Source organism: Pseudomonas sp. S3_G06 (genome assembly GCF_054667565.1).
In genome coordinates, this window is sequence record NZ_CP162738.1 from 4,069,353 (window position 1) to 4,092,143 (window position 22,791).

A 22,791-nucleotide genomic window follows, 5' to 3' on the forward strand; every position below is an offset into this window, starting at 1 on the left:
ATTTTTGGAGCAGACATGACCGAGCCCTTGATTCTTCAGCCTGTTAAGCCCGCGGATGCCTGCGTGATCTGGCTGCACGGCCTCGGCGCCGACCGTTACGACTTCCTGCCGGTGGCCGAGGCGTTGCAGGAAAGTCTGTTGAGCACGCGCTTTGTGCTGCCGCAGGCACCGACCCGTCCAGTGACGATAAATGGCGGATTTGCCATGCCCAGCTGGTATGACATCAAGGCCATGAGCCCGGCCCGGGCGATCGATCGCGACCAACTGGAGGCGTCGGCAGAGCGCATCATCGAGCTGATCGAAAACGAGCGCGCCAGCGGAATAGACGCCTCGCGGATTTTCCTCGCAGGATTTTCCCAGGGCGGCGCGGTGGTATTGCATACCGCGTTCCTTAAATGGCAGGGACCGCTGGGCGGGGTGCTGGCGTTGTCGACGTACGCACCGACATTCAGCGACGAACTGGAGTTATCCGCCAGTCAGCAGCGTATTCCGGTGCTGTGTCTGCACGGGCAGTTCGATGGCGTGGTGCAGAACTCGATGGGGCGTACTGCCTATGAGCATTTGGTGAAGCATGGTGTCACCGTGACATGGCAGGAATACCCAATGGAGCACGAAGTGTTACCTGAAGAGATTCGCGACGTCGGCGTCTGGTTGAGCGAACGTCTGCGCTGATTTGCGAGCAATGTCGGCCCATTGATCCCTCCTACTACGCCGCGCCCGATTCTTGCATTACACTGGCCGGCGTACATTCCTTAACCAACTGATGAGATGACCGTGCTCAAAGCACTCAAGAAGATGTTCGGTAAAAGCGAGGCTGAGCAGCTCGCGCCAGTTCCCAGTGCGCCGTCGCACGCCCCCGGTCATCGCACCGATGCCCCGCAGGCCGACCGCCCCGCTCCCGCAGCCGCACCGAAGCCAGAAGAAATACCCGCTGCGCCAGCGCCAATTGCCGTAGAGCCTGCACCCAGCGAAGCGCCGAAACCGGCCAGGCCACGTCGCGAACCGAAGCCCAAGGCACCGGTCATTCCATGGAAACTCGAAGACTTCGTCGTCGAGCCGCAGGAAGGCAAAACCCGCTTTCACGATTTCAAGCTTGCTCCGGAACTGATGCACGCCATCCAGGACCTGGGCTTTCCGTACTGCACGCCGATCCAGGCGCAGGTGCTGGGTTTCACCCTCGCCGGCAAAGACGCCATTGGCCGCGCGCAGACCGGCACCGGCAAGACCGCCGCGTTCCTGATCTCGATCATCACCCAGTTGCTGCAGACGCCGCCGCCGAAAGAGCGCTACATGGGCGAGCCGCGCGCGCTGATCATCGCGCCGACCCGCGAACTGGTGGTGCAGATCGCCAAGGACGCCGCTGACCTGACCAAGTACACCGGCCTCAACGTCATGACCTTCGTCGGTGGCATGGACTTCGACAAACAGCTCAAGCACCTCGAAGCACGTCATTGCGACATCCTCGTCGCCACGCCGGGCCGCTTGCTCGACTTCAACCAGCGCGGCGACGTGCATCTGGACATGGTTGAAGTAATGGTCCTGGACGAAGCCGACCGCATGCTCGACATGGGCTTCATCCCGCAGGTACGGCAGATCATTCGCCAGACCCCACCGAAGTCCGAGCGCCAGACCCTGCTGTTCTCCGCGACCTTCACCGAAGACGTGATGAATCTGGCCAAGCAATGGACCACCGACCCGGCCATCGTCGAAATCGAAATCACCAACGTCGCCAACGAGAACGTCGAGCAGCACATCTACGCCGTGGCCGCTGCCGACAAATACAAACTGCTCTATAACCTCGTCAACGACAACGGTTGGGAGCGGGTCATCGTGTTTGCCAACCGCAAGGACGAAGTACGCCGCATCGAAGAGCGTCTGGTGCGTGACGGCATCAACGCCGCGCAGCTGTCCGGCGACGTACCGCAGCACAAGCGCATCAAGACTCTGGAAGGTTTCCGCGAAGGCAAGATTCGCGTGCTGGTCGCAACCGATGTCGCCGGTCGCGGCATCCACATCGACGGCATCAGCCACGTGATCAACTTCACCCTGCCGGAAGTGCCTGACGACTACGTGCACCGCATCGGCCGTACCGGTCGCGCAGGCGCTGACGGTGTGTCGATCAGCTTTGCCGGCGAGGACGACTCCTACCAGTTGCCGTCGATCGAAGAAAAGCTTGGTCGCAAGATCAGCTGCGAAACCCCGCCGACGCATCTGCTGCGTGCGGTTGAGCGCAAGCGTCCGCAGTAAGCCCCGCTATATGAGAAAGCGCAGCCGGAAACGGACTGCGCTTTTTTTATGCCCGATGGTTGCTCGCCAGAACTAAAAGTCCATAATGGAAAAATAAGTTTAGTTTCAGAGCGCGAAATGTCCAGTACGCCTTATGTGATCGATCAAGCCCAGGCCCATGAGCTATTGGCGCGTATCGATGTTCCGCAAATCCTGCGCAAGCTGTTCCGCGATCTGGCGGCCGGTAACGCCGTGCAGCCGGCGCAGCAATGGGTCGAGTTCCCGCAGGGCGCCGGCGACTTCATCAATTATCTGGGCGTGCTGGCCGAGGATGGCGTGTACGGAGTGAAGACTTCGCCGTACATCGTCCGTGAGCAGGGTGCGCTGGTGACGGCATGGACATTGTTGATGTCGATGAAAACCGGCCAACCGCTGCTGCTCTGTGATGCCGGCGAACTAACCACCGCCCGCACCGCTGCGACCACGGCAGTGGCGGTCGACGCCCTCGCCCCGTTGGACGCCCAGCGACTGGCAATCATCGGCAGCGGCAAGGTCGCTCAGGCGCATCTGCATTACGCCAAGGCGCTGCGCGACTGGCAGAGCATCAGCCTGTATTCGCCATCGCTGCTGGAAGATGCGGAAACACAGACTGTGTTGAAGTCCATCGCGCCGTCACTGAAGATTGCCGACAGCCGCGAGACCGCCATCTCCGATGCTGACGTGATCATGCTCTGCACCTCGTCTGCCGGGCCGGTGATCGATCCGGCGCAACTGCACAAACCGGCGCTGATCACCTCGATCAGCACCAACGCCCCGCGCGCCCATGAAGTACCGCCGCAAAGCCTCAACGACATGCAGGTGTTCTGCGACTATCGTCTGACCACGCCGGGTTCGGCTGGTGAGATGCTGATTGCCGCCGAACAGCATGGCTGGAGCAAGGATTCGATTGTCGGCGACCTCGCCGACTTGCTCAGCGAAAAAGTACAGCGCCCGGGTTACAACCGTCACGTGTTCTTCCGTTCAATCGGCTTGGGCCTGGAAGACATTGCCCTCGCCAATGCGGTTTATCACTTAACCCACTAACGCCAAAAATCCCCTGTGGGAGCGAGCCTGCTCGCGAATGCGGTCTGACATCACCGAAGATGTCGACTGATACACCGCTTTCGCGAGCAGGCTCGCTCCCACAAGGGACTAGCGAACGCCTTGATATTGCGTACCCACTGGAGACCTACATGAACCACGCAGATTTCATCATCATCGGCGGCGGGATTGCCGGCGCTTCTACCGGGTTCTGGCTGGCGCCGCACGGCAAAGTGATCGTGCTCGAGCGTGAAACCCATCCCGGCTATCACTCCACCGGTCGCTCCGCCGCGCTGTACACCGCCGCTTACGGCACCGCACAGGTCCGCGCACTGACTCAGGCCAGCCGCGAGTTTTTCGACAGCCCTCCAAGCGGCTTCTGCGAGCACCCGCTGCTGACCCCACGCGGCGAAATGACCGTCGACTTCATCGGTGATCCCGCCGAACTGAACAACCAATACCTCAGCGCCAAAGCCACGGTGCCGCAGATGCAACTGCTCAGCGCCGACGAAGCCTGCGCGCGTCTGCCGATCCTGCGCCGGGACAAAGTCCACGGCGCGATCTACGATCCATCGGCCTGCGACATCGACACCGACGCGCTGCATCAAGGCTACCTGCGCGGCATTCGGCGCAATCACGGCGAAGTCCGCACCGATTGCGAGGTGCTCGGCTTGAGCCGCGATGCCGATGGCCTGTGGATCGTGCAGACCAACGGCGAGACATTCAGCGCACCGGTGCTCATCAACGCCGCCGGTGCCTGGGCCGACAAGATCGCTGCCCTGGCCGGAGCGCAGCCGCTGGGGCTGCAACCGAAGCGCCGCGCCGCATTTATCTTTGCCGGCCCGGAAGGCGTGGACACTCATCACTGGCCAATGCTGGTCAGCCTCGACGAATCCTTCTACATGAAGCCCGACGCCGGCATGTTCCTCGGCTCGCCGGCCAACGCCGATCCGGTCGAACCGCACGACGTGCAGCCGGAAGAACTCGACATCGCGATGGGCATCTATCAGATCGAAGAGGCCACCACGCTGACCATCCGCCGTCCGACCCGCACCTGGGCCGGTCTGCGCAGTTTCGTTGCCGACGGTGATTTGCTCAGCGGCTTCGATCCGCAGGTGCCGGGGTTGTTCTGGGTCGCCGCGCAGGGTGGTTACGGCATCCAGACGTCGCCAGCGATGGCCCAGGCCAGTGCGGCGCTGGTGCGCGGCGAGCCGTTTCCCGAGCACCTGCATCAATTCGGTCTGGACAGCGCCATGCTCTCCCCGGCCCGACTGGCTTGATCGCATCGACTCGTCGAAAAGATTGCGGCACACTCGCAGCGCCCCGGCACAAGGGGCGCTGACGCTGCCTGGAGTTTCATTGTCATGACTGCCCCCGAATTCGACCCGGCGCTGGATAACTTCCGCGCCATCGCCGACGCCATCGCCACGCTGTTCTTTCCCCATGCCGAGGTGGTGCTGCACGACCTGCGCACGCAGAAGGTCGACTACATCGCCAACAACCTGTCCAAGCGCGAGATCGGCGACGACTCGTCGCTGGAAGACATGCTCAGCGAGGATGTCAGCGAGAGGAACATCGGCCCGTACGAAAAGCTCAACTGGGACGGCCAGAAAATTCGCAGCCTGAGCACCGTGCTGCGTGACAGCGAAGGTCGTCCGCTGGCGGTGCTGTGCATCAATCTGAATATTTCCCTGTTCGAGAACGCCAAGGCGGCGCTGGACCTGTTTCTCTCGCCGAGCAAACTGATTCCGCAGCCGGACTCGCTGTTCCGTGATGACTGGCAGGAGCGCATCAACACCTTCCTCCACGCCTGGTTGCGCGAGCGGCAGTTGAGCCTGAACCTGCTGACCCGCGATCACAAACGCGAACTGGTGCTGGCGCTGCACGCCGAGGGCGCGTTCAAGGGCAAGAGCGCCTCGAACTACGTGGCCAATGTGCTGAACATGGGGCGGGCGACGGTGTACAAGCATTTGAAGGAATTGAAGGGCTGAAGATTTGCATCGCCAGCGCTGGCCTCTTCGCGAGCAGGCTCGCTCCCACATTTGGAATGCGTTACCCCTGTGGGAGCGAGCCTGCTCGCGAAAGCGCTTGATCAATCGCCGTAGATATCGGTCTTGAAATATTTCTCGGAAATCTTCTGATATTCGCCATTCGCGCGAATCCCGTCGATGGCGCTGTTCAACTGGCTGACCAGCTCAGCATTGCCCTTGCGCACGGCAATCCCCGCACCCTCGCCCACGTACTTCGGATCCTTCAGCTCTGGCCCGACAAACGCATAACCCTTGCCGCGCGGCATCGACAGAAAGTCGTTAAGCGGAATGGTGTCGGCAAAAATCGCATCAAGGCGCCCCGCCGCCAGGTCCATGTAGATTTCTTCGTTGTTGCTGTAGCGCTTGACGTTGATGCCCTTGGGTTCGAACACCTCGGTGGCATAACGATCAGTGGTGGTCGCGCGCTGCACGCCGACGTTCTTGCCTTTGAGGCTGGCGTACTGATCATCCACCGTCGCGCCTTCCTTCATAACCAGACGCGAAGAAGTGAAGTAATACTTGTGGCTGAAATCCACGGACTTCTTGCGATCTTCATTGATGGTCATCGACGACAGCGCCATGTCGATCTTCTTCACTTTCAGCGAAGGAATCAGCCCGTCGAACTCACCTTCAACCCACACGCACTTGACCTTCATCTGCGCACACAGGGCGTTGCCGATGTCGTAGTCGAAACCGACGATTTCACCTTTATCGGTTTTCGACGCGAATGGCGGGTAGGCCGCTTCGATGCCGATGCGCAAGGTTTTCTCGGCGGCAAAGGTGCTGGCACAGGCCAGCAGGCTGAAGGCAAGGCCGGTAATGAGGGGGAATTTCTTCATGTTCGTTCTCTCGCGGGTTGTTGTTGGTTTGGCGAAGAAGAGCAGCTACAAGCGGCAAGCTGATAGCTGCAAGACAGAAGCTTTTTTGTACTTGGAAATCCATACTGGACTCTCAGGTACAAATCGTCAATCCGGCAGAGCGGTAGGAATTTTTGGTGTTTCAGAAGGCCCCTTCGCGAGCAGGCTCGCTCCCACAGGGGAACGCATTTCAAATGTGGGAGCGAGCCTGCTCGCGAAGACTGACTGATGAGCGATACAGGAATTACTTTTTCCAGCGATCCGCAGCCGCATGATCACTGTCCCGCCCTTCAACCCAGCGCGGTCCATCACTGGTGTTTTCTTTTTTCCAGAACGGCGCGCGGGTTTTCAGGTAGTCCATGACGAAGGCGCAGGCATCGAACGCGGCCTGGCGATGGGCGCTGGCGGCGCCGACGAAGACGATCGGCTCGCCCGGTTCCAGCGCGCCAATGCGGTGCAGCACTTCTAGCTTCAGCAGCGGCCAGCGCTGCTCAGCCTCGACGGCGATTTTGCCGAGGGCTTTTTCGGTCATACCCGGATAATGCTCGAGGAACATCCCGGCCACGTCGAGACCGTCGTTGAAGTCGCGCACGTAACCGACAAAGCTCACCACCGCGCCAACGCCGACATTGGCCGCGTGCATCGCATTGACTTCAGCGCCCGGATCGAACGGCGTGGCCTGCACGCGAATCGCCATGCTCAGCCTCCGGTCACGGTGGGAAAAAACGCCACTTCGTCGCCATCGACCACCGGCTCGTCGAGCTGGCAGAGGTCTTCGTTACGTGCGCACATCAGGTTCTGCTCGCTCAGCACTTCGGCGCCATCACGTTGCGCCAACAGTGCGCGAACGTCATCGACGGTGGCGAAATCGCCTTCAACCGCAACTGAATCCACGCCCAGCGCTTCACGGTAGCGGGCAAAAAATTTCACGGTCAGTTTCATGGTTGCTCCGCCTGGAAGTGGCCGCTCTTGCCGCCGACTTTCTCCAGCAGACGCACGCTTTCGATGGTCATGCCACGGTCGACGGCTTTGCACATGTCGTAAATGGTCAGGGCGGCGACGCTGGCGGCGGTCAGCGCTTCCATCTCGACACCGGTCTGCCCGGACAACTTGCAGCGCGCGACGATACGCACGCTGTTCTCACCCTCGGCGCTGAGTTCGACTTTGACGCCAGTCAGCATCAGCGGATGGCACAGGGGAATCAGATCGCTGGTTTTCTTCGCCGCCTGAATCCCGGCGATGCGCGCCACGGCGAACACATCGCCCTTGGGGTGGCCGCCGCTGACGATCATCTGCAGGGTTTCAGGGAGCATGCGCACCAGCGCTTGAGCGGTCGCTTCACGGAACGTCACGGCTTTTTCAGTGACGTCGACCATGTTGGCGCGACCTTGGGAATCGAGATGAGTCAGCACGAGGGCCTCCTTGAGGCAACTGCGAGCGGCAAGCTACAAGCGGCAAGTTAAAGCGCGGTAGGCAGGCGTCAGGAAAGCTCGCATTTAAACAGCCGAAAGCCGCAAGCTTCAAGCGGCAAGTGAATTTCACTCGGACCACTTGTAGCTTGCGGCTTGAAGCTTGTAGCTGCTCCTTTTAGAGATGCGATTCGGCGTATTCGGCCAGGATCGAGCGAGGCACCCCTTGCAGGGTGATGTGCACACCGTTGGGGAAGTCCTTGAAGCGTTCGGTCAGGTAGGTCAGCCCGGAGCTGGTCGCGGACAGGTAAGGGGTGTCGATCTGCGCCAGGTTGCCTAGGCACACCACTTTGGAACCGGCGCCGGCACGGGTGATGATGGTTTTCATCTGGTGCGGCGTGAGGTTCTGGCACTCGTCGATCAGGATCAGGCTTTGCTGGAAGCTGCGACCGCGAATGTAGTTGAGCGATTTGAACTGCAACGGCACTTTGCTGAGGATGTAGTCGACGCTGCCATGGGTGTTTTCGTCATCCATGTGCAAGGCTTCGAGGTTGTCGGTGATGGCGCCCAGCCAAGGCTCCATTTTCTCCGCTTCGGTGCCGGGCAGGAAACCGATTTCCTGATCCAGGCCCTGCACGCTGCGGGTGGCGATGATGCGGCGATAACGCTTGCTGACCATGGTCTGCTCGATCGCAGCGGCCAGCGCCAGAATGGTTTTACCGGAGCCGGCGGCGCCGGACAGGTTGACCAGATGAATGTCCGGGTCAAGCAACGCATACAGGGCCAGACTCTGATAGATGTCGCGCGGCTTCAGGCCCCACGCCTCCTGATGCAACAGCGGTTCCTGATGCAGGTCGAGGATCAGCAGGCGGTCTTCCTGGATTTCCTTGATCCAGCCGACAAAGCCCTGCTCGTCGATGATGAACTCGTTGATGTGCACGGCCGGCAGGTTGTCGATCAGTTGCACTTGATGCCAGGTGCGGCCGTGGTCCTGACGGGTTTCGACCTTGCTCACGCGGTCCCAGAATGAGCCGGTCATGTTGTGGTAGCCGTTGGGCAGCAGGGACACGTCATCGACCAACTGGTCGGTGCTGTAGTCCTCGGCATCGATGCCACAGGCGCGCGCCTTGAGCCGCATGTTGATGTCTTTGGTGACCAGCACCACCGGTTTCTGCGGATCGCGGGTATGCAGATCAATCAGTTGGTTGATGATTTTGTTGTCGTTCAGGTGCTCGGGCAGAATCAGGTTCGACTCGGCCTGCTTGCTCATCAGAATTGACAGCAAGCCTTTCGGGCCGCCCTTGCCGCGCTGGATCGGCACACCGAGTTCGACGTCCTCGGGGGACGCATCGCCCAGGGTCTTGTCGATCAGACGGATCGCCTGACGGCATTCGGCGGCCACGCTGTGATGGCCGCTCTTGAGCTTGTCCAGCTCTTCCAGCACGGTCATCGGGATGGCGACGTGGTGTTCTTCGAAATTCAGCAGGGCATTTGGATCGTGAATCAATACGTTGGTATCGAGTACATACAGGATTGGCTGGTTGGAGGAAGGGCTGCGTCCGTGATCATCCATACTCGGTCACCTTTGTGGGAGCCATTCGACGCAATACCTTGACAGTGCTGCGCCTCGAGGTGACTGCCGAATTCATCCACGAGGGCCTGGATGAACTGCACACAATAGGAGTCTGGGAAGACGCCACCTGTGTTGCAGGTTTCGGCGGTCTGTCTTCGTAATACTCCAAAACCGATGACATAAAAAAGCACTTTGACGGTTTTTTTAAGTTTATTTTGCAGAGTGACGAAAAGCCCTTGGCGGACTCCCCGTACCCCGCTAAAGTCGGAAGTCCGCCTGCATCGAATTCCTCCTGAAAATCACCCCAAGTCCAATGTTTACGGGCTTTTTCTCATTTCTCAACGAAACGCGTCCTGACAGTCTTCCCAGCCAATGCCGCTCTGCGCAGTCTGGGTGATCAGCCACGGCAGCGACGTCTTCACCGCATCCTGTTTCATGTTGAAATTGATCACCCCGTGCCGCCACAACAGCATCAGGGTCAGCACCCGCTGCGCGCTCGCCGGCCCCTTGAGCTTGCCGGCACCGTCTTGGGCATCGATGTCCCACAGTGCCACTTGCAGGCCCTGGCTGTTGAAGAAACCTTGTGCATCACTGCGGCGCTGGCCATCCGGCGGACGGAATAGCGGCACGTAGTTTTCCGGCAGTTTGTTCTTCACCAGATCGGCGCTGCGTCGCACCGAATCCTGCCAGTCCTGCCAATGGCTGTGGGAGCGGAACTCCCAGCCCTGCACGCCCACGCACTGCCGGGAGAAACTCGCTTGCAGGCTGCTGACCGAACGGCCGGCGAGTCGTGCCTGAATATCCTTGCCCAGAACAAAGAACGTTCCGCTCAGATTGGACTTGCGCAGGTATTCGGTCAGCCAGTCGGTGTTGTCCGGTTGCGCGTTGGCGGCGCTGTCGAAAGTCAGCAGAAACAGCCGGTCGTGCATGTCGTCGCCGTTGCGCTCGTAGTCGCCGAAACGATCGAATTCGTTACTGGTTTGCGGTGACAGCGCGGCCTTGCGCATCAGCTCGTCGAGGTATTGCAAATGGAAGATCCGGCTCGGCTCGGCCCACTTGGTGTAATAGCTGTCGTCGCTGACGACGAACTTGGCCGCCTGCTCGCGCAGCGTCGGCAGGTCTTCGACGAGGAAGCAGAACGAGGCGTCCTGATCGCAGCTTTGCTGGGCGTGGTTGTAGTTGGCGAGCAAGCGCTGCCAGAGACGCTGGCGCAGCTGATTGACCGCATCGATATTGACCGTGCGCAGGCCCAGGCGCTGGGCCAGTGCCGCCTCGTCGATGGACTCGGTGCCGAGCAGGCCGCGAGCGAACATGAGGATTTCCGCCCGCGACGCGACGTCGAACAGCGTCGGGTTGCTGAGCTGCTCCGGCCAGGTCGTGCGATCCAGCGTCGCCGCATCACCGGGCGCCGCCATGGCGCCGAAGCTCAGCAGCCACGCGGTGAGTAAAAGAACAATGCGCAAAGGGATGTCTCCATAACAAAACCCGCGCGGCACTATATCGCGGGTGGATCAAAACAAAGATCAAAAGATCGCAGCCTTCGGCAGCTCCTACCTGTCCCCATTGAATTCATTGCAGTTTCATGTCGAGCGCAATCTGTAGGAGCTGCCGAAGGCTGCGATCTTGTTCCATGTCACCACCGATCACCTATCACGTTCATAGCTGGAGTCAACAAGGACAACCCCCTAGAATCGCCCCCACGATTAAAGGAGACGACTTCATGCTGATGGTGATTTCCCCCGCCAAGACCCTCGACTACGAAACACCGCCGGCGACCCAGCGCTTTACCCAGCCGCAGTACCTCGACCATTCCCAGGAACTGATCCAGCAGCTGCGCGAGCTGAGTCCGGCGCAGATCAGCGAGTTGATGCACGTGTCCGACAAGATCGGTGGCCTCAACGCCGCGCGTTTTGGCAGTTGGACGCCGGCCTTCACCCCGGAAAACGCCAAACAGGCCCTGCTCGCCTTCAAGGGTGATGTGTACACCGGTCTGGATGCGCAATCCTTCAGCGAGGCGCAATTCGATTACGCGCAAAAACACCTGCGCATGCTCTCCGGCCTATATGGCCTGCTGCGGCCGCTGGACCTGATGCAACCCTATCGCCTGGAAATGGGCACCAAACTGGCCAACGCCCGTGGCAAGGATCTGTATGCGTTCTGGGGCACGCGCATCAGCGAGTGGCTGAACGAAGCGCTGGCCGAGCAAGGCGATGACGTACTGCTCAACCTTGCATCCAACGAATACTTTTCCGCGGTCAAGCGCAGCGCGTTGAAGGCGCGGATCATCAATACCGAGTTCAAGGATCAGAAGAACGGCCAGTACAAGATCATCAGTTTCTACGCGAAGAAAGCGCGCGGTCTGATGAGCCGTTTTGTGGTCCAGGAACGCATCAACGACCCGGCTCAGCTCAAGCAATTCGATGTCCAGGGTTATCGCTACAGCGCCGAACAATCGAAACCTGACAATCTGGTGTTTTTGCGCGACCACGCCCCGGAATAAAGCATGCCCTTTGCACGACTCTTTTCCTCAGGAGTCGTGCAGTCCGCCCGAAGTCAAAATCCCCTCGCGACATATCGCCAAATTCATGGCGCCAATAAAACCACACTCTATTTTCTAATTTTAGTTTCACTCGACACTGAAGTTTTTTTTCAGTAGTGGCACCTAAATTTTTTACCCGTAGTGGCACAAAACTATCGACCCCGGTTTCGTCCCGATAACTAAAGGGCGAAATCGTTAGTGCTATCAATTTGCACCCAGTGCCATCTTCATCAATATTTCAAAAAATTTCGGCTGGCACGATGAGCGGGCTGGAACTATGTCCAAATGCGTTGCTCATACCACCGGTAACGATTCTCGCCGAGTTTGTACGAGATAACTTACGCAGAGCTGATAGCCATGTAACCAAGTTGTCAAAGCAACTTGCCTGAGTGACTAACTAGTCTCAAAACAATCGAAGGACAGGAGATACGCACCATTAATATCCCCTACAAAGGCCAAGGCCGCGCCCCTATAAACGTGCTCGCCTGAGCACCTAACTGCTTGATTTACCGGCTCCCTACCGGACGTCGAGCAGGCTACACGACTGCACTAGAGTCTTCCCGCACGGAAGATCGGCTGCATAACAGGGCAAGTCATAACAACAAGGCCTAGTTGCGCACATCTTGAGTGCACTTATTAGACACTCGGAACTTTGTATGCCTGCACACGGCATTGTGGCGCCTGTAAGCCGCACTTCCGAGTGCACTAGTGACCGCTGAACACCATTAACTCCGGCCTCTAAGGCCTGATATATACAGAGGTAATTGCGATGCGCATCAGCATATTTGGTTTGGGTTACGTTGGCGCAGTATGTGCCGGTTGCCTGTCTGCACGGGGCCATGACGTAGTTGGCGTCGATGTTGCCAAAGACAAGATCGACATGATTAACGCCGGCAAATCGCCGATTGTAGAACCGGGCTTGGGCGAACTGCTGCAACAGGGAGTCCAGACCGCTCGTCTGCGCGGTACGACCAACTTCGCCGAGGCGATTCGTGATACCGACCTGTCGATGATCTGCGTCGGCACGCCGAGCAAAAAGAACGGCGACCTGGAACTGAACTACATCGAGGCCGTGTGCCGCGAGATCGGTTTTGTCCTGCGTGAAAAAACCACCCGTCACACCATCGTCGTGCGCAGCACCGTGTTGCCAGGCACCGTGGCCAACGTGGTCATCCCGATTCTGGAAGACTGCTCGGGCAAGAAGGCTGGCGTCGATTTTGGCGTTGCGGTCAACCCTGAATTCCTCCGCGAATCCACCGCCATCGCTGACTATGATCACCCGCCAATGACTGTCATCGGCGAGTTCGACACCGCGTCGGGCGACGTTCTGCAATCGCTGTACGAAGAACTCGACGCACCGATCATCCGCAAGGACATCGCCGTTGCCGAGATGATCAAGTACACCTGCAACGTCTGGCACGCGACCAAAGTGACCTTCGCCAACGAGATCGGCAACATCGCCAAAGCGGTCGGCGTCGATGGTCGTGAAGTGATGGACGTGGTCTGCCAGGACAAGACCCTGAACCTGTCCCAGTACTACATGCGCCCGGGCTTCGCGTTCGGCGGCTCGTGCCTGCCGAAAGACGTGCGCGCGCTGACCTACCGCGCCGGTTCCCTGGACGTCGAAGCGCCGCTGCTCAACTCGCTGATGCGCAGTAACGAGTCGCAAGTGCAAAACGCCTTCGATATCGTCGAAAGCCATGAAAAACGCAAAGTCGCCCTGCTCGGTCTGAGCTTCAAGGCCGGCACCGACGACCTGCGCGAAAGCCCGCTGGTCGAACTGGCGGAAATGCTGATCGGCAAGGGTTACGACCTGAGCATCTACGACAGCAACGTCGAATACGCCCGTGTCCACGGTGCGAACAAGGACTACATCGAATCGAAGATTCCGCACGTGTCGTCCCTGCTCAACTCCGACTTCGACTCGGTGATCGACAACTCCGACGTGATCATCCTCGGCAACCGCGACGAGAAGTTCCGTTCGCTGGCCCAGGAAGCGCCGCAGGGCAAGCAAGTCATCGACCTGGTGGGCTTCATGTCCAAGTCCACCAGCGCCGGTAGCCGCACCGAAGGGATCTGCTGGTAAGCAGACATTGCGCGGCACCGCATACCGCGTCGCCGCGCACTGACTGTGTGAACCCGTGGTAGGAGCTGACGAGTGAAACGAGGCTGCGATCTTTACCGGGCTCACTTGAGTCGTGAGTGAACACCCAGAAGATCAAAAGATCGCAGCCTTCGGCAGCTCCTACAGTGGGCCATTGATGAGCCTGCCTTAACCCCATCGGGCCCAGCCCGAGATAGAGACGGATGCAGATTATGCACAGGCTAAGACACGGCCTACTTCAGGCCGCCGGTTGGCTGTTTTACCTAAGTTTGTTGATGGGCCTGGCCTTGATGCTGCCCACGTCCACATTCGACTCCGAGTCGAAGGACTTCATTTTCCTGATTGGCGCCGTGGGTATCTGGCGCTACTCGATGGGTGCAACGCACTTTGTGCGCGGCATGATTTTTCTCTACATCGTTTACCCGCACCTGCGTCGCAAAGTACGCAAGCTGGGTAAAGCGGCCGATCCGTCGCATGTGTTTCTGATGGTCACGAGCTTTCGTATTGACGCGCTGACCACCGCGCAGGTCTACAGCTCGGTGATCCGCGAAGCCATCGACTGCGAACTGCCGACCACCATTGTCTGCTCGATCGTGGAAATGTCCGACGAGCTGCTGGTCAAGGCGCTGTGGGCACGGATGAATCCGCCGGAGCGAGTCAAGCTCGACTTCGTGCGTATTCCCGGTACCGGCAAGCGCGATGGTCTGGCCTTCGGTTTTCGCGCGATCTCCCGCCACCTGCCGGACGACCGTGCCGTGGTGGCCGTGATCGACGGCGACACCGTGCTCGGCGAAGGCGTCGTGCGCAAGACCGTGCCGTGGTTCCAGCTGTTCGGCAATGTCGGCGGCCTGACCACCAACGAGTTCTGCGAAGTGCGCGGCGGCTACATCATGAGCGAATGGCACAAGCTGCGTTTCGCCCAGCGCCACATCAACATGTGCTCGATGGCCCTGTCCAAGCGCGTACTGACCATGACCGGTCGGATGTCGGTATTCAAAGCCTCCGTGGTGACCAATCCGGAGTTCATCGCCGACGTTGAAAGCGACTCGCTGCAACACTGGCGTCTGGGCCGCTTCAAGTTCCTGACCGGTGACGACAAGTCGAGCTGGTTCAGCCTGATGCGCCTGGGTTACGACACCTTCTACGTGCCGGACGCCGCGATCAACACCGTTGAGCATCCGCCGGAAAAGAGCTTCATCAAGGCCAGCCGCAAGCTGATGTTCCGCTGGTACGGCAACAACCTGCGCCAGAACTCCCGTGCACTGGGTCTGGGTATCCGCCGCCTCGGCGTATTCACCTCGGTGGTGCTGTTCGACCAGCGCGTGTCGATGTGGACTTCGCTGCTCGGTCTGACCGTCGCACTGATCGCCAGCTTCAAGTACGGCACCGCGTTCATCCTCGTGTACCTGCTGTGGATCGGCATCACCCGCCTGATCCTGACGCTGTTGCTGTCGTGTTCCGGCCACCGCATCGGCCCTGCTTACCCGGCGATTCTGTATTACAACCAGATCGTTGGCGCCCTGGTGAAGATCTACGTGTTCTTCCGCCTCGACCAACAATCCTGGACTCGCCAGCCCACATCCCTGACCCGTGATCTCGCCAGCTTTCAACGTTGGTTCAACACCTGGTCGTCTCGGACCATGACCTTCTCCGCCGGCAGCATTTTTGTCGCCGTGCTGCTGATGATGGTCTGACCCGCTCCTATTGAATTAACAAGGAAATCGCCCCTATGAATACCGCCGTCAACGTCAACGTAGTGCATGAATCCGAAGCCCAGCGCCAGCACGCTCGCGTGAAAATCCCGGCCAAGCTGCGTTTCTTCGGCCCTGACCGGACGCCGCTCGAAGCGCGGGTCCTCGATCTGTCGGCTGGCGGTCTGGCGTTCAACGCCGGGCAGATGCCGCTGACCATCGGCGAGGTGTACAAGGCGCGTCTGCAATTTGTCATCGACAACCTCGGCCTGGCCATGGACGTTGAACTGCAGGTGCGTTCTTTCGATCGTGCCACCGGCCGCGCCGGCTGCCAGTTCCAGAACCTCGAGCCGCAGGACATTTCCACCCTGCGCCACCTGATCACTTCGCACCTGGCCGGCGACATCGTCAGCATCGGCGAAGTGCTGGCGACCCTGCAGCGCGACAACTTCACCAAGGCGCGCAAGAACAAGACCAACGACACCGGCATGACCCCGTTCGGCCGCCTGAAAGCCGTGACCTTCAGCGCCGGCATTTTCGCTGTCGGCCTGGTCGCTGCCGGTTTCATCTTCAAGTCGGTGTATGGCATGTACTTCGTCAGCCACGCCCAGGCCGGTCTGGTCAGCGTGCCGGGGATGAACATCACCATGCCGCGCGACGGCACCGTACAAAGCCTGGTCAAGTCCGACGGCGTTGCCGCCAAAGGCGCACCGCTGGCGACCTTCAGCACCAGCATGCTCGACGTACTCAAGGGCCATCTGGCCGAAGACCAACTGGCCCCGGCCAAGGTTGAAGAACTGTTCGGCAAGCAAATGACCGGCACCCTGACCTCGCCGTGCGATTGCACCGTGGCCCAGCAACTGGTGGCTGACGGTCAGTACGCGAGCAAGGGCGACGTGATCTTCCAACTGGTGCCGCGCAACACCCAGGCCAGCGTTGAAGCACGCTTCTCCTATCGCCAGTTCGGTGACGTGCGTCCAGGTACTCCGGTGAGCTTCCAGATCGCCGGCGAAGACAAGACCCGCACCGGCAAGATCGTCAGCAGCACCAGCCTGAAGAGCGCCGACCTGTCCTCCGACATCCGCGTGCAGATCCAGCCTGACGAGCCGCTCGACAGCAGCCTGGCCGGCCGCCCGGTGGAAGTGAACAGCGACCGTGGCCCGAACCTGAACTGGCTGATCGACAAAGCCATGGCTGCCGGTCTTTAAGTCGAGGACATGCCTGTGACTACGCATAACTTGAACACACCGCCGACCCTGTGGGAGCGAGCCTGCTCGCGAAAGGGCCAGCGCGGTTTGTCTGAAGTACCGAGTCGACTGCTTCGCGAGCAGGCTCGCTCCCACATGGGATTGATGGTGTGCTCGCTGGCACTAGCAGTTTCTATGGCCGGTTGCGCCGGGCTGCCCGATCAGCGTCTGGCCAACGAAGCGCTCAAGCGTGGCGACACCGCCACCGCTGCGCAGAATTACCAGCAACTGGCCGATCTGGGTTACAGCGAGGCGCAAGTCGGCCTGGCCGATATCCAGGTCGACAGCCGTGACCCGGCGCAGATGAAACAGGCCGAAGCGACCTATCGCGCTGCGGCCAGCGTGTCGCCGCGTGCCCAGGCACGTCTGGGTCGTCTGCTGGTGGCCAAGCCGGGCTCCACCGAAGCCGAGCACCACGAAGCCGAAACCCTGCTGAAAAAAGCCGCCGCCAATGGCGAAGGCAACACGTTGATCCCGCTGGCGATGCTGTATCTGCAATACCCGCACAGCTTCCCCAACATCAACGCGCAGCAGCAGATCGATCAGTGGCGCAAGTCGGGCTACCCGGAAGCGGGTCTGGCGCAGGTGCTGCTGTATCGCACCCAAGGCACCTACGACCAGCATCTGGATGACGTGGAAAAAATCTGCAAGGCCGCGCTCAACACCACCGACATCTGCTACGTCGAACTCGCCACCGTTTACCAGAAACGTGGCCAGCCGGATCAACAGGCCGAGCTGATCAAGCAGATGCAGGCTGGTTACAGCCGTGGCACCGTCACCGCGCAGCGTGTCGATTCCGTGGCCCGCGTGCTGGCCGATTCGACCCTGGGCAAGACCGACGAAAAAACCGCGCAGGCGCTACTCGAGCCGATCGCTCCGGGCTACCCGGCGTCGTGGGTCACCCTCGCGCAATTGCTTTACGACTTCCCCGAACTGGGCGACGTCGACCAGATGATGAAGTACCTGGACAACGGCCGCGCCGCCGACCAGCCGCGCGCCGAACTGCTGCTGGGCAAGGTCTACTACGAAGGCAAAATGGTCCCGGCTGACGCGAAAGTCGCCGAGGAACATTTCCAGAAAGCCGTCGGCCGCGAAGTCGCTGCCGATTACTACCTCGGCCAGATCTACCGTCGTGGCTACCTTGGCAAGGTCTATCCGCAGAAAGCTCTCGACCATCTGCTGACCGCTGCGCGCAACGGCCAGAACAGTGCCGACTTCGCCATCGCCCAGTTGTTCTCGCAAGGCAAGGGCACCAAGCCCGACCCGCTGAACGCCTACGTGTTCAGCCAACTGGCCAAGGCGCAGAACACCCCGCAAGCCGATGAACTGGCAGCGACCCTCGAGGCGCAATTGCCGCCCGAGCGCCTGCCCGAAGCCCGCCGCCTGTTGCAACAGGAACAGGCCAGCCGTGGCGCCCTGAACTCGAACACGCTGCAACTGCACGCCCTGCAAGAAGAAGACGGCGAGGAAAAACTATGAAGCTGAACCCATTCGTGAAGGCCGGTATTGGCCTCACCTTCGCGCTGATCTGGTCTTGCCCGACACTGGCTGCGATGACTGAAAGCAAGAACTTCGGTCTGGAAGTGAAACTCACCGGCCAGTCCGAAGACGACCGTGACCTCGGCACTGCCGGCGGCGGCGACGTCAATGGCGTGGGCCTCGACCTGCGTCCGTGGATCTACGGCGAAAGCGGCGCGTGGAGCGCTTATGCGATGGGTCAGGCCGTGACCTCGACCGACATCATCGAGACCGACACCCTGCAACAATCGGACGGCGAACAGGCCACCGACAGCGGTGATCGCGAAACCAAGAAAAACTACCTGGCGATGCGCGAGTTCTGGGTCGGCTACAGCGGCTTCACGCCCTACCCTGGCGAAATTCTCAAGTTCGGTCGTCAGCGCCTGCGCAATGACGACGGCCAATGGCGCGACACCAACATCGAAGCGCTGAACTGGACCTTCGATACCACCCTGCTGCGGGCCAATGCCGGTGTGGCCGAGCGCTTCAGCGAATACCGCACCGACCTCAAAGAGCTGGCGCCGAAAGACAAGGATCGCCTGCACGCCTACGCCGACGCTGCTTACCAGTGGACGCCGGGGCAGTGGGTCGGCATTCGCGGTCATCATGCCCACGATGACGGCAAACTCGATTACGCCGAGCCGGGCGTGCCGCGCGACTCGCTGGACAAAACTCAGAACGGCGACATCAGCTGGATCGGCCTGACCGCCGACAGCGACGCCTACAACTGGCGCAACACCAACACCGTCAACTACTGGGGCAGCATCACCGGCATGAGCGGCGACCGTGACACGGTCAACGCGCTGAACGCCGACGGCACGCGCCCGACACAAGCCAAGCGCAGCGATGACATCAGCGGCTGGGCCGCCGATGTCGGCGTGCGTCTGCGCCTCGATCCGCAGTGGCAAGTCGGCGGTGCCTACGCCCGCGCCAGTGCCGATTACGAACAGAACGGTCTGGAGAGCAACCGCTCCAACTACACCGGTACCCGCTCTCGCGTGCACCGTTTCGGCGAAGCCTTCCGTGGCGAAATGAACAACATGCAGACCGCCACCCTGTTCGGTTCGTGGATGGTCAACGACGAGTACGACGCCAGCCTGATCTACCACAAGTTCTGGCGTGTCGACGGCAACAAGCCGGTCGGCAGCAACGGCATCAACGCGGTGGAAAACAACACCGACGACGTCACCGGCGCAATCCTCTCCAGCACATCCTTGCCGCTTGAAGATGGCAACAAGGACCTGGGTCAGGAAATGGACCTGGTCGTCACCAAGTACTTCAAGCAAGGCCTGTTGCCGGCGGCGTTGAGCCAGTCGATCGACGAGCCTTCGGCACTGGTGCGTTTCCGTGGCGGTGTGTTCAAACCGGGCGATGCCTATGGCAGCCAGGTTGATTCCTACATGCACCGCGCATTCATCGACGTGATCTGGCGCTTCTGATGCAAACCGCCAAGGGAGTGCCCGACATGATCAGCACCAGAACAGGCTCACTCAGCCTGCTGGCCGGCGCGATGCTGCTGGCCAGCGCCAGCGCCTTCGCCAATGTTGAACCGGCCAAACCTGCGACCGTGGCCAAGGAACTGCAACAGGCCAAGACCTATACCGTCAGCAGCGCGCCGACCGACGCGCTGAAACTGGCCAAGCCGACACTGCCCGACCTGTCCGGCTTCACCGCCGAAGCCGCTGCCGCGAAGATCGTGCGCAGCAAACCGGGCAAGATCAGCGTGCGCCGGATGATGCAGGAAAACGCCCTGAAGGACTTCATCGGCGGCGATAACAAGATGGCCGAATGGGTGGTGCGTCAGCACGGCATCCCGCAGGCCATCTTCATCGACGACGGCTACATGAACCTCAAGGATCTGGCGAAAAAACTGCCCAAGCAGTATTTCAGCGAGACCGCTCCGGGCGTGTACCTGGCCAAATTGCCGATCGTGGTCGGCGAGAAAGGCATCCTCGAAATCGATGGTCAGACCCAGGAACTGCGCCTGTCCCAAGAGGCCGGTTCGTTCCTGGTCAACGACGGCAAACTGTTTGTGCGTGACACCAAAGTCACCGGCTGGCGCGAGAAGGACAACGGCCCGGCGACCTTCCGTTCGCCGAAGGAATTCCGTCCGTTCCTGCTCGCCTGGGGCGGCACCGAGACCTACATCGTCAACAGCAAGATGGCCAGTTTCGGTTACGCCAACAGTAAGTCGTACGGGGTGAGTATTTCCCAGTACACGCCAAACATGGCCAAAGTCCTCAAGCGCCCGGAACCGACCGGCTGGATCGTCGGCTCCGAGTTCTCGGACATGTGGTACGGCTTCTACTGCTACGAAACCAGCGACTTTGTGGTCAAGGGCAACACCTACAAAGACAACATCGTCTACGGCATCGACCCGCATGACCGCTCGCACCGTCTGATCATTGCCGAGAACACCGTTCACGGCACGAAGAAGAAGCACGGGATCATTATTTCCCGTGAGGTCAACGACAGCTTCATCTTCAACAACAAGAGTTTCGACAACAAGTTGTCGGGCCTGGTGATCGACCGTAACAGCGTCAACAACATCATTGCCTACAACGAGATCTACAAGAACCACACCGACGGCATCACGCTCTACGAGTCTGCCGACAACCTGCTGTGGGGCAACAAGGTCATCAGCAATACCCGTCACGGCATTCGTATTCGTAACAGCGTGAACATCCGCCTCTACGAAAACGTCGCCATGACCAACGGCCTGACCGGTATCTACGGCCACATCAAGGACCTGACCGACACCGACCGTGACATCAAGCTCGACCCGTTCGACGCGCAGGTCTCGCTGATCGTCGTCGGCGGCGAGCTGGCAGCCAACGGCAGCGGCCCGCTGTCGATCGACTCGCCGCTGAGTGTCGAGCTGTATCGCGTGTCGATGCTGGCGCCGACCAAGTCCAGCGGGATCAGCTTCAACGGCATCCTCGGCGAGCGCCAGGATGAAATTCTCGATCTGTTGGTGCGCCAGCAGAAAGCCGTGCTGATCGACCCTGTCGAACGCCAGACCGAATTGCAGGACTGAGGATAATTTTTATGCACCCACACATGATCAAACTGCTCAGCCTCTCGGCCCTGACCCTCGGCATTCTCGCTGCCGGCAACGCCCGCGCCGATGCTGACGGCGCAAGCGTCACGCCACCGAAGTTCACCGCCGAGCCGTGCTGCAACCTGTGCCCGGCGGCCCATGACGCGAAGAACTACACCACGCGTTATCAGCAGAACTTCACCACCCTGGTACAGGCCCAGGGCGACTGGCTGTTCCGTACCCAGGAAGACCTGCGCACCGAGTTCAACACCACGCCGGCCGGCTACAAGCGCCTGCAACAGTTGCACGACGCGTTCAAGAGCAAAGGCGTCGAGCTGGTGATCGTTTACCAGCCGACCCGTGGCCTGGTGAACCGCAACAAGCTCAACCCGCAGGAAAAAGCCGCGTTCGATTACGAGAAAGCGCTGGGTAACTACAAGACCATGCTCGGCCGTTTCGCCAAGATGGGCTATGTGGTGCCTGACCTGTCGCCACTGACCAACGAATCGCTGCCGGACACCCTGCCCGCCCACGATTTCTACTTCCGTGGCGACCAGCACTGGACACCTTACGGTGCCCAGCGCACGGCAAAAATCGTCGCCGAAAAGGTCAAGCAGATCCCGGCCTTCGCCGACATTCCCAAGCGTGAATTCGAGACCAAGCGCTCCGGGCGCATGGGCAAGACCGGCACCCTGCACAACATGGCCGGGCAACTGTGCGGCACCAGCTACGCGATCCAGTACATGGACCAGTTCACCACCGAGCCGAAAGGCGAGGCTGGTGACGGCGACCTGTTCGGCGATTCCGGCAATCCGCAGATCACCCTGGTCGGTACGTCGCACAGCGGCAAGAACTACAACTTCGCCGGTTTCCTCGAAGAAGCCATCGGCGCCGACATCCTCAACGTAGCCTTCCCCGGCGGTGGCTTCGAAGGTTCGATGCTGCAGTACCTCGGCAGCGAAGAATTCCAGAAGACCCCGCCGAAGATTCTCATCTGGGAATTCTCGCCGCTGTATCGCCTCGACCAGGAAACCATCTATCGCCAGATGATGGCGCTGCTCGATAACGGTTGCGAAGGCAAAGACGCGCAGATGTCCGCCAGTGCCACGCTGAAGCCGGGCAGCAAGCAAGAACTGCTGGTCAACAGCAAGAACCTGAACCTGCAAAACGCCAACCATCAGGTCGACATCCGCTTCGCCGATACGTCGGTGAAAACCCTGCAAGCCACCCTCTGGTACATGAACGGTCGCCACGAGGACATCAAGATCGAGAAACCGGAAACCTCCGACACCGACGGTCGTTTCGCCTTTGAGCTGCGCACGGACGAAGACTGGGCCTCGCAAAACCTGCTGGCGGTCGAAGTCCAGGGTCCTGAAGCCGGACCTGACGCCGCGCCACAAAAAGTCGAAGCGAAAATCTGCAAACGCAACGTATTCCCGGGCGCTGGTCAACAGACCGCGCAGCTCGGGCAATGAGG

19 protein-coding genes are annotated in these 22,791 nt (G+C 60.1%); 13 read left to right on the forward strand and 6 right to left on the reverse strand.

Annotation, left to right across the window (positions count from 1 at the left end):
* Positions 1-15 precede the first annotated feature (15 nt).
* From AB4N47_RS18295 to AB4N47_RS18315, 5 genes are all read left to right on the forward strand, one after another.
* Complete coding sequence (locus tag AB4N47_RS18295) at positions 16-672, forward strand: alpha/beta hydrolase (protein WP_341639143.1); 657 nt, start codon at positions 16-18, stop codon at positions 670-672.
* A gap of 96 nt (positions 673-768) precedes the next feature.
* Positions 769-2,247, forward strand: coding sequence for an ATP-dependent RNA helicase RhlB (gene rhlB, locus AB4N47_RS18300; protein ID WP_016771585.1), 1,479 nt, complete (start codon positions 769-771; stop codon positions 2,245-2,247).
* Between the two features lie 117 nt (positions 2,248-2,364).
* Positions 2,365-3,309, forward strand: a complete 945-nt coding sequence (locus AB4N47_RS18305) for an ornithine cyclodeaminase family protein (RefSeq protein ID WP_341639142.1) — start codon at positions 2,365-2,367, stop codon at positions 3,307-3,309.
* Positions 3,310-3,458: 149 nt separating this feature from the next.
* On the forward strand, positions 3,459-4,586 hold the full coding sequence (locus tag AB4N47_RS18310; protein ID WP_341639141.1) for an NAD(P)/FAD-dependent oxidoreductase: 1,128 nt from the start codon (positions 3,459-3,461) through the stop codon (positions 4,584-4,586).
* Between the two features lie 84 nt (positions 4,587-4,670).
* Positions 4,671-5,297 carry a helix-turn-helix transcriptional regulator gene (locus AB4N47_RS18315; protein ID WP_341639140.1) on the forward strand — a complete coding sequence of 209 codons (627 nt, stop codon included), beginning with the start codon at positions 4,671-4,673 and terminating at the stop codon, positions 5,295-5,297.
* A 101-nt stretch (positions 5,298-5,398) separates the two neighbouring features.
* Here AB4N47_RS18315 and AB4N47_RS18320 read toward each other — a convergent pair whose 3' ends face one another.
* From AB4N47_RS18320 to AB4N47_RS18345, 6 genes are all read right to left on the reverse strand, one after another.
* Entirely contained in the window at positions 5,399-6,175 is a 777-nt protein-coding gene (locus AB4N47_RS18320) for an ABC transporter substrate-binding protein (RefSeq protein ID WP_341639139.1), read from the reverse strand.
* Positions 6,176-6,437: 262 nt separating this feature from the next.
* A complete protein-coding gene (gene moaE, locus AB4N47_RS18325; protein ID WP_016771590.1) occupies positions 6,438-6,890 on the reverse strand; it encodes a molybdopterin synthase catalytic subunit MoaE in 453 nt (150 codons plus the stop codon).
* A gap of 2 nt (positions 6,891-6,892) precedes the next feature.
* Positions 6,893-7,135, reverse strand: a complete 243-nt coding sequence (locus AB4N47_RS18330) for a MoaD/ThiS family protein (RefSeq protein WP_016771591.1) — start codon at positions 7,133-7,135, stop codon at positions 6,893-6,895.
* On the reverse strand, positions 7,132-7,605 hold the full coding sequence (gene moaC, locus AB4N47_RS18335; RefSeq protein ID WP_341639138.1) for a cyclic pyranopterin monophosphate synthase MoaC: 474 nt from the start codon (positions 7,603-7,605) through the stop codon (positions 7,132-7,134). The genes AB4N47_RS18330 and moaC overlap by 4 nt, the downstream gene beginning before the upstream one ends.
* A 175-nt stretch (positions 7,606-7,780) precedes the next feature.
* Positions 7,781-9,175, reverse strand: a complete 1,395-nt coding sequence (locus tag AB4N47_RS18340) for a PhoH family protein (protein WP_024011685.1) — start codon at positions 9,173-9,175, stop codon at positions 7,781-7,783.
* A 338-nt stretch (positions 9,176-9,513) separates the two neighbouring features.
* Positions 9,514-10,590 carry a polysaccharide deacetylase family protein gene (locus AB4N47_RS18345; protein WP_374046167.1) on the reverse strand — a complete coding sequence of 359 codons (1,077 nt, stop codon included), beginning with the start codon at positions 10,588-10,590 and terminating at the stop codon, positions 9,514-9,516.
* A gap of 305 nt (positions 10,591-10,895) precedes the next feature.
* On the opposite strand from AB4N47_RS18345, the gene yaaA reads away from it, so the two are divergent.
* The 8 genes from yaaA to AB4N47_RS18385 all read left to right on the forward strand — a co-directional run bounded on the left by yaaA (position 10,896) and on the right by AB4N47_RS18385 (position 22,789).
* Complete coding sequence (gene yaaA, locus AB4N47_RS18350; protein ID WP_341639136.1) at positions 10,896-11,675, forward strand: peroxide stress protein YaaA; 780 nt, start codon at positions 10,896-10,898, stop codon at positions 11,673-11,675.
* A gap of 808 nt (positions 11,676-12,483) precedes the next feature.
* Complete coding sequence (locus tag AB4N47_RS18355) at positions 12,484-13,800, forward strand: nucleotide sugar dehydrogenase (protein ID WP_341639135.1); 1,317 nt, start codon at positions 12,484-12,486, stop codon at positions 13,798-13,800.
* Between the two features lie 230 nt (positions 13,801-14,030).
* Positions 14,031-15,512, forward strand: coding sequence for a mannuronan synthase (alg8, locus tag AB4N47_RS18360; protein WP_408005039.1), 1,482 nt, complete (start codon positions 14,031-14,033; stop codon positions 15,510-15,512).
* 35 nt (positions 15,513-15,547) lie between these two features.
* Entirely contained in the window at positions 15,548-16,717 is a 1,170-nt protein-coding gene (locus AB4N47_RS18365; protein ID WP_341639134.1) for an alginate biosynthesis protein Alg44, read from the forward strand.
* Between the two features lie 9 nt (positions 16,718-16,726).
* Positions 16,727-18,235: an alginate biosynthesis TPR repeat lipoprotein AlgK gene (gene algK, locus AB4N47_RS18370; protein ID WP_212615370.1), complete on the forward strand. Its 1,509-nt coding sequence runs from the start codon at positions 16,727-16,729 to the stop codon at positions 18,233-18,235.
* Positions 18,232-19,713: an alginate export family protein gene (locus tag AB4N47_RS18375; RefSeq protein WP_281877470.1), complete on the forward strand. Its 1,482-nt coding sequence runs from the start codon at positions 18,232-18,234 to the stop codon at positions 19,711-19,713. The genes algK and AB4N47_RS18375 overlap by 4 nt, the downstream gene beginning before the upstream one ends.
* A 26-nt stretch (positions 19,714-19,739) precedes the next feature.
* Positions 19,740-21,311: a mannuronan 5-epimerase AlgG gene (algG, locus tag AB4N47_RS18380; RefSeq protein ID WP_122508307.1), complete on the forward strand. Its 1,572-nt coding sequence runs from the start codon at positions 19,740-19,742 to the stop codon at positions 21,309-21,311.
* A gap of 11 nt (positions 21,312-21,322) precedes the next feature.
* A complete protein-coding gene (locus AB4N47_RS18385; RefSeq protein ID WP_130926963.1) occupies positions 21,323-22,789 on the forward strand; it encodes an alginate O-acetyltransferase in 1,467 nt (488 codons plus the stop codon).
* Positions 22,790-22,791 lie beyond the last annotated feature (2 nt).